At 70.2% G+C, this 16,661-nt stretch carries 13 protein-coding genes and 1 pseudogene; 5 read left to right on the top strand and 9 right to left on the bottom strand.

Going from position 1 to position 16,661, the window contains the following annotated elements:
* Window positions 1–13 precede the first annotated feature (13 nt).
* The 8 genes and pseudogenes from LH076_RS13345 to LH076_RS13310 form a co-directional block, all read right to left on the bottom strand.
* Window positions 14–1,477, bottom strand: a pseudogene (locus LH076_RS13345) (molybdopterin-dependent oxidoreductase); the annotation flags it as partial.
* Window positions 1,474–3,120 carry a dipeptide ABC transporter ATP-binding protein gene (locus LH076_RS13340; RefSeq protein WP_227781231.1) on the bottom strand — a complete coding sequence of 549 codons (1,647 nt, stop codon included), beginning with the start codon at window positions 3,118–3,120 and terminating at the stop codon, window positions 1,474–1,476. The pseudogene LH076_RS13345 and the gene LH076_RS13340, both read right to left, overlap by 4 nt.
* Window positions 3,117–3,971, bottom strand: a complete 855-nt coding sequence (locus LH076_RS13335) for an ABC transporter permease (protein ID WP_227781230.1) — start codon at window positions 3,969–3,971, stop codon at window positions 3,117–3,119. Before LH076_RS13335 ends, LH076_RS13340 begins: the two co-directional genes overlap by 4 nt.
* 1 nt (window position 3,972) lies before the next feature.
* Complete coding sequence (locus tag LH076_RS13330; protein WP_227781229.1) at window positions 3,973–5,010, bottom strand: ABC transporter permease; 1,038 nt, start codon at window positions 5,008–5,010, stop codon at window positions 3,973–3,975.
* Window positions 5,011–5,020: 10 nt separating this feature from the next.
* Entirely contained in the window at window positions 5,021–6,649 is a 1,629-nt protein-coding gene (locus tag LH076_RS13325; RefSeq protein WP_227781228.1) for an ABC transporter substrate-binding protein, read from the bottom strand.
* Between the two features lie 56 nt (window positions 6,650–6,705).
* A complete protein-coding gene (locus LH076_RS13320) occupies window positions 6,706–7,920 on the bottom strand; it encodes an acyl-CoA dehydrogenase family protein (RefSeq protein ID WP_227781227.1) in 1,215 nt (404 codons plus the stop codon).
* Entirely contained in the window at window positions 7,917–9,146 is a 1,230-nt protein-coding gene (locus LH076_RS13315) for an LLM class flavin-dependent oxidoreductase (protein ID WP_227781226.1), read from the bottom strand. The genes LH076_RS13320 and LH076_RS13315 overlap by 4 nt, the downstream gene beginning before the upstream one ends.
* Window positions 9,147–9,281: 135 nt before the next feature.
* Entirely contained in the window at window positions 9,282–10,154 is an 873-nt protein-coding gene (locus LH076_RS13310) for a LysR family transcriptional regulator (RefSeq protein ID WP_227781225.1), read from the bottom strand.
* 91 nt (window positions 10,155–10,245) lie between these two features.
* Between LH076_RS13310 and LH076_RS13305 the strand changes: the two genes are divergently transcribed.
* From LH076_RS13305 to hemG, 5 genes are all read left to right on the top strand, one after another.
* Window positions 10,246–10,986, top strand: a complete 741-nt coding sequence (locus LH076_RS13305) for an alpha/beta hydrolase (protein WP_227781224.1) — start codon at window positions 10,246–10,248, stop codon at window positions 10,984–10,986.
* Window positions 10,983–12,341: an FAD-binding oxidoreductase gene (locus tag LH076_RS13300; RefSeq protein WP_227781223.1), complete on the top strand. Its 1,359-nt coding sequence runs from the start codon at window positions 10,983–10,985 to the stop codon at window positions 12,339–12,341. The genes LH076_RS13305 and LH076_RS13300 overlap by 4 nt, the downstream gene beginning before the upstream one ends.
* A gap of 136 nt (window positions 12,342–12,477) precedes the next feature.
* Window positions 12,478–13,707: an SfnB family sulfur acquisition oxidoreductase gene (locus LH076_RS13295; RefSeq protein ID WP_227781222.1), complete on the top strand. Its 1,230-nt coding sequence runs from the start codon at window positions 12,478–12,480 to the stop codon at window positions 13,705–13,707.
* Entirely contained in the window at window positions 13,707–14,216 is a 510-nt protein-coding gene (locus LH076_RS13290; RefSeq protein WP_227781221.1) for a flavin reductase family protein, read from the top strand. Before LH076_RS13295 ends, LH076_RS13290 begins: the two co-directional genes overlap by 1 nt.
* Before the next feature lie 75 nt (window positions 14,217–14,291).
* Window positions 14,292–15,653, top strand: a complete 1,362-nt coding sequence (hemG, locus tag LH076_RS13285; protein ID WP_321573706.1) for a protoporphyrinogen oxidase — start codon at window positions 14,292–14,294, stop codon at window positions 15,651–15,653.
* On the opposite strand, the gene LH076_RS13280 is transcribed toward hemG, so the two are convergent.
* On the bottom strand, window positions 15,637–16,551 hold the full coding sequence (locus LH076_RS13280; protein WP_227781220.1) for a LysR family transcriptional regulator: 915 nt from the start codon (window positions 16,549–16,551) through the stop codon (window positions 15,637–15,639). The two genes, hemG and LH076_RS13280, sit on opposite strands and share 17 nt — an antisense overlap.
* Window positions 16,552–16,661 lie beyond the last annotated feature (110 nt).

Genomic DNA, 16,661 nt, shown 5'->3' with positions numbered 1-16,661 from the left:
CGGGCTCGGTGACGCGAGGCATCGCCCGCAGTCGGGCGTCGCCGGCACCTGCCGCGATGTCGTCGCGCTCGAGCGTGCTGGCCACCGGCAGCACGATGTCGGCGTGTCGTGCGGTCGGCGTCCAGTGCGTCTCGTGGATGACGAGGGTGTCGAGCTGGGCAAGGGCGCGCTGCAGCCGCCGCAGGTCCTGGTGGTGATGGAACGGGTTTCCGCCCGCCCAGTAGGCGAGGCGGATCCGCGGGTAGGTGACATGCCGGCCGTCGAACGGGATCGTCTCGCCCGGGCGGAGGAGCAGATCGCTGATCCGGGCGCACGGGATGAAGTCCGGGACCGGGTTGGCTCCTTGGGGGAAGGTGGGCAGCGGGACGGGCAGCACCCCGACGCCGTAGTCGCCCATCGAGCCGAAGCCGTGCGTGAAGCCGCCGCCGGGCAGACCGATCTGGCCGAGGAACGCCGCCAGCGTCAGCGCCGCCCAGACCGGCTGCTCGCCGTGCTCGCCGCGCTGGACCGCGTAAGCGACGTTGATCAGGGTGCGTCCGGCGGCCATCTCGTGGGCCAGTCGCGTGATCCGCACTGCCGGGGTGCGCGTGATCGCCTCCGCCCATTCCGGGGTCTTGGCGATCCCGTCGGTCTCGCCGAGGACGTAGGCGCGCACCCGCTCCGCACCGACGGTGTGGGTCGCGAGGAAGGCGTCGTCTGCGAGGCCGTCGGCGACGAGCACATGGATCAGCGCGAGGATGAGGGCTGTGTCAGTGGCCGGCATGACGCCGACCCACTCGGCGGCGAGGTCCTCGAACGCGTCGTCACGCTGCGCGCTGAGCGAGACGACACGGGTGGTCCGCCCAACCTCGCGGGCCCGACCGGAGGCGGTGTGGCGGTCGTGGCCGCCCGGCACCACCCAGGTGTTGGAGCGGCGCATCCCGCCGAAGGTGACGAGCAGGTCGGTGTGCTCTGCGATGTGGCGCCACGAGACCGGCGCGAAGCGCAGCGCCATCATCCCCTCGTGGCCGACGAGGTAGGGCAGCAGCGCCATGCTGGCTCCGCGGCTGTAGTCACCGACCGAGCGGGTGTAGCCCCCGATCAGGTTGAGGAACCGGTGCAGCTGACCCTGGGCGTGGTGCAGCCGCCCGGCGCTGCTCCACCCGTAGGAGCCGCCGTAGATCGCGCTGTTGCCGTCCGTGGTGCGGATCCGGTCGAGCTCGCCGGCGACGAGGTCGAGCGCGGTGGACCAGTCGACCTCGACGTACGACGACGAGGGCTCGCCCCGCGACGCATCGGGCCTCGGTCCTCGCTCGAGCCATGCCCTGCGCACCGCCGGTCGCAGCACGCGGCTGCGGTGCCGATGACCCGAGACGACGTTGCCGATGGCAGGGGAGGCGTCCGGGTCATCGGCGTGGGGGCGGGCGTCGGTCAGGACACCGTCCTCGAGGGTGAGCTCGAAGGTGCCCCAGTGCGCGCTCGACTCGACCACTGTCATGCGGTCGCTTCCTGCGGCTCCTCGGTCAGCGCCAGCTCGCGGCCTGGGATGGCGGCGATCAGCTCACGGGTGTAGTCGGTCCGCGGGTTGGCGAGAACGCGCTCGACCGGCCCCTGCTCGACGATCCGGCCCCGGTTCATCACCGTGACGGTGTGGGCGATCTGCTTCACGATCGCGAGGTCGTGGGAGACGAAGACATACGTGAGGCCGAGCTCCGCCTGGAGCCGGACCAGGACGTCGAGGATGTCAGCCTGCACGCTCACGTCGAGCGCCGAGGTCGGCTCGTCGAGCACGATCACGTCGGGCTTGAGCACCAGGGAGCGCGCGATGGCCACCCGCTGGCGCTGGCCGCCGGACAGATTGGTCGGCCGTCGGTCCAGGAGGTGTTCGGCGAGGCCGACGTTGGCCACGGCCTGGCGGACACGCTCGCGCCGCTCGGCGCGGGTGCCGACGCCGTAGCGGTCGAGGGGCTCGCGGATGATCCGCTCGATCCTCCAGCTCGGGTCAAGTGAGGTGAACGGGTTCTGGTAGACGAGCTGGAGCTGACGACGTACGTCGCGCAGGTCGGCGTGGGAGCGCCCGCTGACGACCTGGCCGTCGATGAGGACCTCGCCGTCGCTCGGCGTCTCCAGGCCCAGGAGGAGCCGGATCGACGTGGTCTTCCCCGACCCGGACTCGCCCACCAGCGCATGCGTCGACCCCGGAGCGATCCGGAAGGACGCGTCGTCCACCGCGGCGATCTCGTGTCCGTCCACGGCGAACTCCTTGGTCACCGAGCGGAACTCGATCTTCGGCGCCGTGGTCGGGTCGCGGGGCGCGGCCGCGTCGCGGAGTTCGCGATAGCGGTCGGGGTTGAGAGCCGGGACGTCGGCGTGGAGCCGCCGGGCGTACGCCGACCTCGGCGCGGTGAACACAGCCGCCGTGTCGCCGGTCTCCTCGATGTGGCCGTCCTTGAGCACGACCAGCGAGTCGGTGCGGTCGGCCGCGATGGCCAGGTCGTGGGTGATCAGCAGCAGGCTGATCCCATGCTCTCGCTGCTGCTCGGCGAGCAGGTCGAGGATCCGCTTCTGGATCGTCACGTCGAGAGCCGAGGTCGGCTCGTCGGCGACGATCAGCCGCGGCCGCGGAAGGACCGTCAGGCCGATCAGGACCCGCTGGAGCATGCCGCCGGAGAGTTCGTGCGGATAGGACTCGAAGACCCGTTTGGGGTTCGGGAGGCCGACCTGGTGGAGCGTCTCGAGGATCAGCTCGCGTCCCTCGGCCCTGGTCAGCTTCTCGTCCAGCAGGTCGACCGCCTCGCGCGCCTGCGCACCGACGGTGCGCACATGGTTGAGGGAGTTCTGCGGATCCTGTGGCACGAAGCCGATCTGACGACCGCGCAACGGCCGGAACTGCCGCTCGGGCAGGTGGAGGACCTCCCGGCCGTCGAACCGGACCTCGCCCGACGTACGACCGAGGTCGCGCGGCAGAAGCCGGAGGATGGCGCGGGCGATGGTCGACTTGCCGGAGCCGGACTCGCCGATCAGGGCGAGGCTCTCGCCCTGGCCGAGGGTGAAGTCCACGTCGGTGACGACCTCGGTGTGGCCATAGGCCACGTGCAGCCCGGTGACGCTCAGCAGTGGGGCTGTGGGCTGGATGCTCATGCGGTCCTCCGGAGCCAGCGGCTGATGCGGTTGATGGAGAGAACGGTCACGACGATCACGATCGACGGCCAGTAGATGAGCCACGGCGCGAAGGTGAACTTCTCGCCGTCGGCGATCAGAAGTCCCCAGTCCGAGGCCGGGGGCGGATCGCCGTAGCCGAGGAAGGCGAGGCCGGCGATGACCAGGATCGCCAGCCCGAACTGGAGGACGGCAAGCGGGATGATCGACCGCGTCGCGTTCGGCAGGACGTGGGTGAGCAGCACCCGCCAGCGCGACCCGCCCTGGAGGTAGGCGGCCTCGATGAAGGTGGCATCACGGACCTTGATCACCTCCGCACGCATCACGCGGGCGAAGACGGCGATCGCGGTGACGCCCGTGGCGATGGCGGCGTTGATCGTCTTGAAGCCGAGAGCGCTGACGATGGCAATGGCGAAGAGGAAGCCGGGAAAGGCCAGCATGACGTCGATGAACCGGGCGAGGACGGTGTCGATCCAGCCTCGCCAGAAGCCCGCGACGAGACCGATCATGCTGCCGATCACGACACCGATCGCGACCGCCACGAGGGCGCTGGTGACCGAGCTGCGGGCGCCGTGGACGACGCGCGCATAGAGGTCGCGGCCGAGGTCGTCGGTGCCGAACCAGTGGGCGCCACTGGGACCCTGGAGCTTGTCGTCGGGGACTCCAGCAGCGAAGTTCTGGTGTGCGAAGACGCCGGGTGCGAGTGCCCAGAGGACGACGACCGCCAGCACGATGAAGGAGAGCACGACGGTCGGCGGGACGGCCAGGCGGAATCGCCGGTCGCGCACGAGGCTGCCGGTCCGCGGCGAGCGGCCGATGGCGAGGATCGTCATCTCAGGCCTCCGCGGAGGGGGTCAGGGCCGAGGGGACGAAGCCGCCTCCGTCGCGCGGAACACGGCCCGGCGCGGGAAGGCTGGGCTCTCGCCGTGCCGTGCCGCGGACGCGGGGGTCCAGGAAGGGATAGGCGAGGTCGGCCGCGAGGTTCACGACCACGAAGATCGCCGCTGCGAGGACCACCATCGCCTGGACCACCGGGGTGTCCTGGGTGGAGACCGACCGGATCAGCAGGGTGCCCATCCCATCCCGGCCGAAGAGCTGCTCGGTGATGATGGCGCCACCGAGCAGCTCGCCGACGATGAGCGCGATCACCGTGACGACCGGGATGGACGACGGCTTGAGCAGGTGGGCGAGGAACAGCCTGCCCTTGGTGAGGCCGCGGGAGCGTGCCACTGAGGCGTACTCCTGGTCAGCCTCGTGGTTGAGCGTCGCGATGACGACCTCGGCGAGCTGTGCCGAGACCGGGATGCCCAGGGTGAGACCGGCGAAGAGCGTCGCCGTGACACTCTCCGGCTCGACGACCGAGAAGAGGTTGAGGTTGAAGGAGAAGAAGAGGAGCACCAGCAGACCCACGACGTAGTTCGGCACCGCCAGGAAGAGCGACGGGAACGAACGGAGCGCGTCGCGCCCCGCCCACTTCGGCAGGGCGTAGGAGCCGTAGCCGACCGCGAAGGCGACGATGAGCGCCACGACGAGGCCCACGCCGGCGAGGGCGAGGGTGGACTTCGCCACCTGCGTGATCATGTGCGTCACCGGCTGCTGGGTCCCGTAGGAGATGCCCAGGTCGCCCGAGACGAACCGGGAGATCGCGCGGGCGAGCTGCACCCACGTCGGGTCGTCCAACTTGAAGTAGCTGATGATCTTCGCGACCTGGTCGGGGGTATAGCCGTTGTCCGGGTTGTTGAGCACCGTCGAGATCGGATCACCCGGCAGGATGCTGAGCACCAGGAAGGTCGCCAGATAGGCGAGCACGATCACGACCAGTGCCTGTCCGATCCGCCGGGCGGCGAACCAGAGGTAGGTGCTCCTCTTCATCTCCGCGGCCTCACTCGCTCAGCGTGGCGTTGTTGAATCCCACGAAGGTCGTGGAGTCCTCGACGATGTCCTTGAGCTTGGGGGACGTCACCAGGGGGCGCTGCACGATCTGGTAGATCGGGATGTAGTACCCCTGGTCGATGACGTACTTCTGCAGCTCGGCCAGGGCCTTGTCGCGGGCGTCCGGGTCGGTGGCGCCGATGATCTCCGGGCGGAGCTTCGCGATCGTGGCGTCCGATGTGCCGAGGTGGAACCAGTCCTCACCCTTGTCGGCGCTGGTGAAGACGCTCGCCGCTGTCGAGGCGTCACCGATCGAGCGCGACTGCTCCTGGATCTGGAGGTCCTTGGCGCCGATCAGCTTCTGGTTGTAGGTGACGACGTCGTACGCGACGATCTTGGTCTTGATGCCGAGTTTGGCCAGCTGGTTGGAGATGAGCTGGTCCACCTGCTTGGTCGCCACCACATAGGGGCTCGCATAGAGCGTCAGCTCGAGCTCCTTGCCGTCCTTGGCAAGGACGCCGTCGCTGTCCTTCACCCAGCCGTCCTTGGCGAGCAGGGCCGCTGCTTGCGCCTGGTCGTACTGGAAGTCCGCGCTGACGTCGGTGACGCCGGGGACGGAGTTGTTGAAGAACGAGATCGCCGGCTTCCAGTCCGGTGTGTAGACCGTCTTGATGATCTCGTCGCGGTCGATCGCGTGCTGGAGTGCCTGGCGCACGGCGGTCGAGTTGAGCGGGAAGACCGACGTGTTGAGCACCCAGCCGTAGGAGAAGCCGAGGTAGACCGGCGTGTAGACGTTGAAGCCGGCCGCCTTCACCGTGGAGATCTGCTGCGGGGTGGGGTTGTAGGCGATCTGGGCCTGACCGGACTGGACCGCCGCCACGCGGACCGACGGGTCGGTGCTCACCTTGAAGGTGATCTCGTCCAGGTGGGCGGGACCGGTGTTGCCCGTAGCGGCCGCGCCCCAGTTGTAATCCTTGCGCTTGACCAGGACGACGTTGTCGTTCACCTTCCACGACTTCACGGTGTACGGGCCGGAACCGATCTCCTTCGACAGGTCCGCCTGGTCGGTGGCCGAGCCCTCGAGCGTCTTGGGCGCGTAGAGGATGGTGCCGCCGTAGCCCAACGTCTGGATGAAGCCCAGCGTCGGTGCGGAGAAGTCGACCTGGACGGTCGCGTCGTCGACCGCTGTGGCGCTCTTGAAGGTCTTCGGGAAGAGGCCGACGGGGGCGATGCCCTTGGTCGAGTCGCCCTGGGCCCAGAAGGTGAGGTTCTTGGCCACGGCGGCGGCGTCGAGCTTCTCGCCGTCGGAGAAGGTCACGCCCGTCTTGAGATGGAGGGTGAACTTCGTGTAGTCGGCGTTGTTCTCCCACGACTCGGCGATCCATGGCGAGACCTTGCCGTCGTTGTCGACGTACACGAGCTTGTCGAACACGTTGCGGTAGACGTTGCCCTCGAAGCTCGACCACGCCGAGCTGTTGGTCTTGAAGCTGTTGAGGGCGTCGATGAGGAAGGTGACCTCGCCGCCGTCGGTCGAGCCGGAGCCTCCGGCCGACGCGCTCTCGCCACCGCAGGCGGCGAGGCTGAGGAGTGTGGTCGCCGCCACGGCTGCGAGGGCAGTCTTCTTGAGGGTGAGGTTCATCGGATTCCTTCTGTGTTCTCGGGTGGTAGTGCGCGGGATGAGGGAAGAGCTGCTGGTCAGGCTCCGAGGACTCGGCGCCCGTCCTGGATGAGCGCGAAGTCCTCCTGTGGCGGGTGGACCCGCACGCAGAGGGCGTCGCGCAGGTGCCGCTCCAGGGCGTTGCTGCGGGTCAGGCCGGGGTTGCCGAGCGCGGAGACGGCGGTCTGGGTCGCGTTGATCACCGCACGGGCGAGCGCCACCTTGATCACGGAGAGCTGGGGCAGCAGCGACTGGTCGCCGGCCTCGAGTCGACGCAGCGAGCCGAAGGCGAGGGTCTCTGCCGTCGCGATCTGCAGGTCGATCTCTCCGGCGACCGACTGGATCCTCTCGGTCTGGGCGATCGGCTTCCCCAGGGCGCTCGGCACACGGGTGCGGGCGAACTCGGCGAAGGCGCTGCGAGCCGCCCGGGCCACGCCGATGTAGAGGGCGGCGTGGGCGAAGCTGCCCGGACCGGCCTGGGCGGCCGGGTCGCGGTAGCTCCCGTCGGGCTGGCGGGGGATCTCCCGGAAGGCCTCCAGAGGCAGCTCGACGTTGTCGTAGACGACGTCGTGCGTGTTCGAGGCGCGCAGGCCGAGGTGGTCCCACGACTCGACCCACGTGATGCCGGCGAGGTCGGCCGGCACGGAGATGTGACCGACGCGGGGCCGCTCCGGGTCGCCGTCGGGCTCGACGGCGGTGACCCAGACGGTGTGATAGGTCAGTGCGGCGCCGCCGGTCGCGTAGGCCTTGTGTCCGTTGAGGACCCAGCCGCTCTCCGTCCGGGTCACGGTCGTCTTGGGGATGCCGCCTCGCGCGGGAGCGCCCAGCTCGGGCTCGGCGCGGATCGCGTTGACGAAGGCGGGTGCCTCGAGTGAGCGGCGCAGGAGGTCGTGGTAGTGCTCGGGCCACCAGGAGTCGAAGGCCGCCTGGCCGGAGTGCGACATGAGGGTGTTGGTCACGATGAGGGCGACCGACGGGTCGCCCTCACCGAGTGCCGCCACGATCCGGGTCGCCTCGAGCGGGCCGAGTCCGGGGCCGCCGTACTGCTTCCCGACGGTCGCGGTGACGAGACCCGCCCGCCACGCGGCCTCGAGGCCCTTGGCGGGGTTCGCGCCGGTCCGGTCGTACTCCGCGGCGTACTGCGCGATCTCGGCGGTGACACGGGCGAGGGCCTCGTCGGAGAGGTCGGGGACCGGCAGGTCGAACGTCGTTTGAGCCGTGTCGGTGCTCGCGCTGTCCGTGGTGATGCTCACGCCTGACCTGCTGTCGCCAGAGTGCGGTACTCCTCGGTGTAGTTGCCGAGGTGCTCGCCCTGGAGGCGCCCGCGCTGGCCCGTCGCCTTGCGGTGCGCGAGCTCCTGCCGGACGAGCGGCAGGATGTGCTTGCCGTAGTCGATGACGTCCTCGTAGGTGTCGTAGCCGCGGATGGAGACGTGTGTTGCGCCCTGGTCGACGTAGTCCAGGATCGCGGCCGCGACGGTCTCGGGGGATCCGACGAGTGCGGTGGACGCGCCGAGCCCGCCGGTGGCCGCCGCGGTCTTGGTCCACAGCGCCCGGTCGTAGAGCTCCGAGGCGGCGGCGAACTGGAGGGATCGCTGGGAGCCCTTGTTCTGCGGGCCGTTCGGGTCCGCGTTGCGGAGCAGCCCGAGGTCCTTGACGAGCTGGTGGGTCTTGCCGATCTTCGCGACGTACTCGTGGGCCTTCTCCCACGCCTGCGCGTCCGTCGGCGCGATGATCGGCCGGAAGGTGACCCAGATGTTCGGGTTCGGCCGGGCCGCCCCGGCGGCGATGGCGTTGACCCGGTCGATCTCCGTGCGCAGCTCCGGAAGCGGCTCGCCCCAGAAGGAGAAGATGTCGGCCTTGGTGCCGCCGACCTGGAAGGCCTCGTCGGACTGGCCGCCGATGGAGATCGGGACCGGCTCGCCGGAGTACGTCGAGAAGCCGGGGCCGAAGTCGTCGAACCTGTAGAACTCGCCGTCGTGGCTGAAGGGGGCCTTCTCGGTCCAGGCAGCCCGCAGGAGGTCGATGTACTCGCTGGTGCGGGCGTAGCGCTTCTCCTTCGGGAGGTAGTCGCCCTGGCGGGCCTGCTCGGAGTCGGCGCCGCCGGAGATGAGGTGGACGACGGCGCGTCCCTCGGTGAGCTGGTCGAGGGTGGCGAGCTTCTGGGCCGCGACGAGTGGGAAGACCGTGTTGGGCCGGAGTGCGACGATCGGACGGAGGTTCTCGGTCAGCACGCCGACGGCGGTCGCGGTGATGAAGGAGTCGGCGCTGTTCGAGCCGTACGGCAGCAGTGTGTAGTCGAAGCCGTACTGCTCCAGGGTCGCGAAGTACCTCTTGAAGAACGCGACGTCGATCCCGTGCGGCACCTGGACCGGGTTGAGCTCGGTGGACGGGTTGAGGTGGGAGAGACTGATGAACTTCACGTCCGGAGCGGCGGTCTCCGGAATGTGGGAGTCGAAGACGGGGGCGGTGATCGTCATGGTTCTTCCTGTCCTGCGAGCGATCGGGCATGCATAAAGTCGACTGACTTACTCGAGAATTGTGATGATCTGGCCCGCAGGCGTCCAAGAGCAAACCCGGATGGGTTCGCTTTGCTCTGGCTTATGTGTCCCGGCTCAGGCGTTGTGCACGAGGGCGAGCGCGGGGCGCCCGGCGAAGAAGGCGATCCCCGCCTCCAGGGCGGCCGCCTCGACCTCGGGCGCGACGCCGCGGCGTCCGAGCAGGCGCAGGTGTACTGCGCCGGCGTCGGGCAGGTCGTCCCGGACGACGACGCCGTGCGGCCGGCCTCCGACGCTCGGCAGGAGCGCCGCACCCAGGCCCGCGCGTACGCCGGCGAGCACTCCCTCGAGGGTGGTCGAGGTTGCGGTGACCTCGACGCGGCGTCCCTCGGAGAAGAGCAGCGCGAGCGCGCGCTCGCGCAGGCCGCACGGCTCCTCGAATGCCGCGAGCGCGAAGCCCTCGGCCTCCGGCTCCCAGCCGGGGGCGGCGTACCACTGGAGGGGGAGGACGCCGACCTCGTGGCCCGCACCCCGCCCGCTCGGGTCGAGCACGAAGGCCAGGTCGACGGCGCCCTTGGCGACGTTGTCGTAGAGCTGCGTCGACCGGCCGATCTCGAAGCGGGTGCGGCTGCCCGGAAAGGCGGTGGTGAGCGCGCGGAGCATCTCGGGGAGCACCTGCTCGACGGCGTGCTCGACGCAGCCGACCACGATGGTGTCGGGCTGGGCCGCGTCGAGCAGCCGCAGCGAGGAGTCGTGGGCCTCGAGGATCTTGCGCGCCTCTACGAGGACGCGCTCGCCCTCGGACGTGAACCGCATGACGCGACCGTCCTTTTCGAAGAGCTTGCGCTTCAGGGCGCGCTCGAGCAGGCGGACGTGCTGGCTCAGGGCAGGCTGGCTGACATGGCGGACGGCGGCAGCCTTGCTGAACCCGCCGCACTCCGCGATCGCCACGAGGGTGCGAAGGTGCTCAATGTCCAGCGAGTTACTCATGTTTGTAGGCTAACTCATCACGATCCCCGATCGATGCACTGAGCAAAGTCGTCTTGGACGCCGAGACGACTCCGATCCGAGCATGGGAATCATGACGACCACCCTCCTTCCCGATGCCGCCGCCACGAGCTGGAACGAGCCGGAGGGCGTCGCGCCGCGCGGCACGCTGCTCCTCCTCACCGGGCGTGGGGACACGGCCGCCTCCTACACCCGCTTCTCGCGACGTCTCTCGGCCGACGCCTACAGGGTGCGCCTCGTCGAGGTCGACCTTGACGACCTCGACGGCGCGCGCGCCGCGGTCGAGGCACTGTTGGCCGATCCGGAGCTGCCTTCCCCGCGTGTGCTCGTCGGCTCCGACACCGGCGCCACCTTGGCCGGCCTACTGGTCCACGAACTGCAGGTGGATGCTGCCATCCTGGCCGGAGTGGCCCTGCGGGAGTCGGGCGACGACGCTCCGGGCGACGAGACGTGGGAGGGCGAGCTCGAGGCACGCAGTGCCTGTCCGGCGTACCGCAAGGTGATCAGCGAGGACGCCACCTTCGAGCGCGGTGCGCTCACCCGGGACCTGCCGTGGAAGTCGGTCCAGCTCTCGGTGCCCACGCAGCCGCTCCTCATCCTCCATGGCCGCGACGACCAGGTGACGCCCGTCGGCGACGCCCTCCGGCCGTGGGTGGGCGCCGCCTCGGTGCTGCAGTACGTCGTCGAGGGCGGGCGGCACGACATCCTCAACGACGTCACCCATCGCTCGGTGGCGGCCACGATCGTGCTCTTCCTCGAGCGGCTCAAGCTCGGCGCCGACCTCCCCGTGATCGTGCGCGGGGTCGGCGCGTGAGCCTGCCCGAGGGGTTCCTCTCAGCCTTGGACGCGGCCGTCGAGGACGTCTCGACCGACCCCGTCGCGCTGGCGGCGGCGGCGCTCGACCGTTCCGGTGTCGTGCCCGAGAGTCCGCCGTCGGTGCTGGTCCGGCCGGTCACCGTCGATGAGGTGCGGGAGACGCTTCGCCTTGCCTCCCACTATGTCGTGCCGGTCGTCCCGCGTGGCGGCGGCTCGGGCGTCGCGGGGGCCGCGGTGGCCGGGCCGGGCCAGGTCGTGCTCGACGTGAGCGGCCTCGACCAGATCAAGGAGATCGACGCCGTCGACCAGATCGCGATCGTCGGGCCGGGAGTGGTCACGGCCACCCTCGAAGCCGCCGCGGGACGGGTCGGCCTGCGCTACGCGCCCGATCCTGCGTCGGCGGCGATCTCGACCATCGGGGGCAACATCGCCACCAACGCCGGTGGTCTTCGGTGCGTCAAGTACGGCGTCACGCGTGACGCGGTGCTCGGGCTCGACGTGGTGCTCGCCGACGGCACTCTCCTCTCGACCGGTCGCCAGACCCTCAAGGGCGTCGCCGGTCTCGACCTCACAAGTCTCTTCGTCGGCTCGGAGGGCACCCTCGGCGTGGTGGTCGGCGCGACCCTCCGCCTGCGACCCCTGCCGGAGCAGACCCTCACCGTGGCGGCCGCCTTCAGCGACGTCGAGGCGGCCGCGCGCGCCTGCGCCGCCGTGGCTGCAGCCAGGCGCGAGCCCTCGATGCTCGAGCTGCTCGACGAGCGGACCCTCCGCGTCGTGGACCGGGCCCAAGGCACGACATACTCGCAGCGGGGCGGTGCACTCGTGATCGCCCAGGCTGACGGACCGGCTGCCGGGCTTGAGATCACCGCCATTGCGGAGGTGCTCGGCAAGGAGGCGACCTGGGTCGAGCAGGGTGTCGACGAGGAGTCGTCGGCGAGGCTCGTCGAGGCGCGCCGGCTCGCGCTGCCGTCGATCGAGGCCTTCGGCTCGGTCCTGATCGAGGACATCTGCGTGCCGCGCTCCCGCCTCGCGGAGGCGTTCCGAAGGGTGGCCGAGATCGGCGACCGGCATGGTGTCCGCATCTACTCCTTTGCCCACGCCGGCGACGGCAACCTCCACCCGCTGGTCGGCTATCCGCGGGGGCCCGTCCCGGCAGGCGTCGTGGCTGCCGGCGACGAGATCTTCGGTCTCGCGCTCGAGCTGGGCGGCACCGTGACGGGCGAGCATGGGGTCGGACTGCTCAAGCGGGACTGGCTGGCGCGTGAGATCGGCCCTGAAGCGCTCGCCGTGCACCGGACCCTCAAGGCGGCTCTCGATCCCGTGGGCATCCTGAACCCGGGGAAGGGCTACTGACTGACGGGAGGTCGACCGGACGGGCACTCGTGGAGGACCGCGGCAAGCCTGTCGGCCGAACGTCATTCACGGGCTAAAGTCAGAGCGGCTGACTAGACAAAGTCTAGTAAACTAGTATAGTTAGAGGGTGATGTCAGTGCCTCCAGTGGAACCCCTTCAGGACAAGGCCGTCGCGGCCGTTCCGGTGCTCACCGCCGACGAGGCGCTGGCCGAGGCCTCGCGTCTCGCCGCCGAGTTCGCGACCGGTGCCGGCGTACGAGATCGGGAGCGGATCCTGCCGCGCGACCAGCTCGCGCAGCTCGCCGCCTCGGGCCTGCTCGCCATCACGGTGCCCGCCGAGTTCGGGGGCGCCGACCTGCCGTTCTCGGTCGTCGCCGAGGTGATCCGGCGAATCAGCGTCGCCGACCCGAACATCGGGCAGATCCCGCACTCGCACTTCGTCTACGTCAACCAGCTCCGCATCCAGGGCTCGAAGGCCCAGCAGGCGCTGCTCTTCGGCGAGGTCCTGGCCGGCAAGTGGTTCGGCAACGCCCAGTCCGAGATCGGGACCAAGCACATCCGCGAGTACCGCACGACGCTCTCCGAGGTCGGTGACCACTGGCACCTCAACGGCACGAAGTTCTACTGCACGGGCGCGCTCTTCGCCGACTGGATCCCCGTCCTCACCCACCTCGGCGTCGACGGCCCGATGCACGTCGCCTGGGTCTCCAGGCTCGCCAAGGGCGTCGAGATCATCGACGACTGGGATGCGGTCGGGCAGCGGACGACTGCGTCGGGCACGGTGAAGTTCACCGAGGTCGAGGTCACGCAGGAGTGGATCACCAACTACTCCGACACCTTCACCGGTCCGACCACGTACGGCTCCTACGCCCAGCTGATGCACTCGGCGATCGACGTCGGCATCGCGCGCGCCGCGATCGAGGAGGCCTCGAAGTTCGTCACCACGAAGTCGCGGCCCTACCCCGACTCCGTGGCCATCTACGGCATCGACCGCGCCGCCCAGGACCCGCTCATCGTCCAGGCGTTCGGCGAGATGGAGCTGGCGGTGCGCGGGACCGAGGCGCTCCTGGCCGAGGCCGGCCGGGCCGTCGATGCCGCGACACTCCATCTGACCGAGGAGGCCGCCTCGGAGGCCACGCTCGCGGTGGCTGCCGCCCGAGCCTCCTCCACGCAGGTCTCCGTCGAGGTCACGACCCGACTCTTCGAGGTTGCCGGCACCCGTGCCGCGCTCACCGCGGAGAACCTCGACCGGCACTGGCGCAACGCGCGCGTGCACACCCTCCACGACCCTGCCGCCTGGAAGGTCCAGCACCTCGGTCGCTGGGCCGTCGAGGGCCTTCAGCCTCCCCGACACGGACAGCTCTGATGACGATCTCCTCGTTCCCGACCAACCAGGACCTCGACCCCTCGCGACTGCGCAAGGCCTTCGGGATCTTCCCCTCCGGAGTCGTCTCTGTCGCGGCGGTCATCGACGGCGTACCCGTGGGGCTGGCTGCCTCGTCCTTCCGCTCCGAGAGCCTCGACCCTCCGTTGGTGTCGTTCTCGATTGCGGCGAGCTCGAAGACCTGGCCCGACCTGCGGCGCGCGACGCATCTCGGGGTGACGGTCCTCGCCTCCCACCACGGCGACGTCGCGCGGCAGCTCGCCGGCGAGCCGGAGACCCGTTTCAACGGGCTCGCGGTCTCGGTCTCCGACAAGGGCGCCCTCGTCGTCGATGACGGCGTCGCGCACTTCGACACCACGATCTATCGCGAGGTCGAGGCGGGCGACCACATCATCGTCCTGCTGCAGATCCGTGCCGTGGAGCACCCGGAGGCCGGCTCGCCGCTGGTCTTCCACCGGTCGGCCTTCGGCCGGCTCGCGGACTCCGCCTGAGCCCGCCCCTGATCGGCCCCGGCTGTGAGGCGCACCCCCTCACGGCCGGGGTCACCCTCTTGGGACACTGGGACCATGAGGGTCGTCGTGATCGGAGCGGGTGTGGCCGGGCTCGTGGCGGCACACGACCTGGCCGCAGCCGATCATGACGTCACCGTGCTGGAGGCGTCGTCGTACGTCGGCGGCAAGCTGCGCCTCGCCTCCGTCGCGGACGTCATGGTCGACGTGGGTGCCGAGGCGATGCTGGCGCGTCGACCCGAGGGCATCGCCCTCTGCGCCGAGCTCCGCGTCCCGATCGTGCATCCGACCGCCGCGACGTCGCGGATCTGGACCGACGGCGCCTTGCGACCGATGCCGCCCAGCCTCATGGGCGCCCCGATGGACGTCGACGCACTCGAGGCCTCCGGAATCCTCAGCGACGCCGGCATGGAACGGGTGCGGGCCGAGGCGGCCCTGCCGACGGACGTCGAGCCTCGTGAGTCCGAGGCGACCGTCGGCGACCTGATCGATGCGCGCTTCGGCCCGGAGGTCACCGACAAGCTGGTCGAGCCGCTCCTCGGCGGCGTCTATGCCGGCCGGGCACGCCGGATCAGCGTGCGCGAGGCAGTGCCCCAGCTCGCGACCCTCCTCGAGCGCGGACCGCTGACGCCCCAGCTCGCGGCCATTCCGCGCGGCTCCGACGCCCCCGTCTTCGCGGGCATCAAGGGCGGCATGGGCCTGATGCCACAACGCCTGGCCGAGGGGCTCGACGTCCGCACCGACACCGTGGTCGAGCTCGTCACGCGCACCGGCGACGGATGGAGGGTCGAGACCGCCGACGAGCGGCTCGACGCCGATGCCGTCGTCCTCGCCGTCCAGGCGTCCTTCGCCGCCCGGATGCTCGACCGGCTCGCCGCCGGCAGTGCCGTGACGGAGCGGCTCGCGCAGGTGGAGTACGCCGACGTCGCGGTGATCACCCACGCCTTCCGGGCCGACGACCTCGATGACGAGCCGCTCGACGGCTCGGTCTCCGGCTTCCTCGTGCCGCCCTCGGAGGGCAGGTTCATCAAGGCGTCCACCTTCAGCTTCGCCAAGTGGGACTGGGTCCGTGAGGCCGGAGAGATGGCGGGCGTCCGTCATCTGCGGACCTCGGTCGGTCGGGCGGGCGACGCCTCGTGGGCGCGACTGCGCGACGACGAGCTCATCCGCGGTTCGCTCGATGACCTCGCCGACGCGACCGGGCTCGGGGCTTCGCCCGTCGACACGCACCTCCAGCGCTGGTCCTCCGGGCTGCCGCAGTACCCGGTGACACACGTCGAGCTCCGCCGAGCCCTCGAGGAGGCGCGCCGGTCCGTCCCGACGCTCGCGGTCGTCGGTGCCTTCACCGACGGCGTGGGCATCCCGGCCGTCATCGCCGGCGCCCGCCGCGCCGTCGCCGGGATCACCCGCGCCGGGTAGCGCCCGCCCGCGCGGCCTGCCGGACGAAGACCTCACGCAGCGCCCGCGCCTGGCCCGGAAGGGTGATCGAGCGCCGCTCCAGCAGCACCAGCCGCACGGCGGGGCTCGGGCCGGCGAGCGGCCGGCGTGTGATCAGGCCGGCGGTCTCGAGCGGGTCGTCGCTGACGCTGAACTCGGGCAGCAGCATGACGCCGAGCCCCTGGGCGACCATGAGCTTGCCGATCTCGCCCCCGTCCGCGGTGTGGCAGGTCTCCGGGAGCCGGCCCGCGAAGAGCCGGTGCGCGAAGCGATGCATGAGGAAGCCCGAGCGCATCATCACGAACCGCTCGGCGCGGAGCTGGTCGGCGGTGATGGTCTCCTCAGCCGCCAGTGGGTGGTCCGAGGGCAGCACCACGCACGGGTGCGAGGACATCAGGGAGGTCCCGCGCAACGTCGCCGGGAGGTCGTCTCCCTCGAGCACGTTGATCAGGCCGAAGTCGAGGGAGCCCTCCTCGAGGTGCTGCAGGATCTCGGCGTGGGCGAGGGCGATCAGCTCTACGCCTGTCGTCGGGTGCGTCTCCTGGAAGCTGCGCAGGCCCGGCGCCACCACGGTGGGCGTGGCGGTGTTGACGGTGCCGATGCGGACGACCGAACTGTTCGTCGACTGCTGGCCGGCGGCCCGGCGCAGGCGTTCGGCGACGTCGAGCAGCTCGGTGATGAGGGGAAGGAGCTCGCGGCCCTGCCGGCTCATCCGGGCGCCCGAGCGCTTCCGGTCGAGGAGGCTCACGCCGAGCTCGCGCTCGAGCCGGGAGATGGCCTCGGAGAGGGCCGGTTTCGAGACGTGCAGCTGCTCGCTGGCCTGGCGCAGTGAGCCTGTCCGGGTCACCGCGGCGACGTACTCCAGCTGCTCCAACCTCATGGTGACCCCTCGGTGTCGACGGAAATGGTGGGCGGGAAGTCCGACCACAGGTTCGGCGAAACGCGGTCACGTGGCACTTGCACCCTCCCACCCTAAGGCAGCAGTCTCTT

This window comes from Nocardioides sp. Kera G14 (genome assembly GCF_020715565.1).
Lineage (GTDB): Bacteria > Actinomycetota > Actinomycetes > Propionibacteriales > Nocardioidaceae > Nocardioides.
The sequence above is the reverse complement of the archived record's forward strand: the minus strand, read 5'-3'. Positions and strand labels throughout refer to the sequence as shown.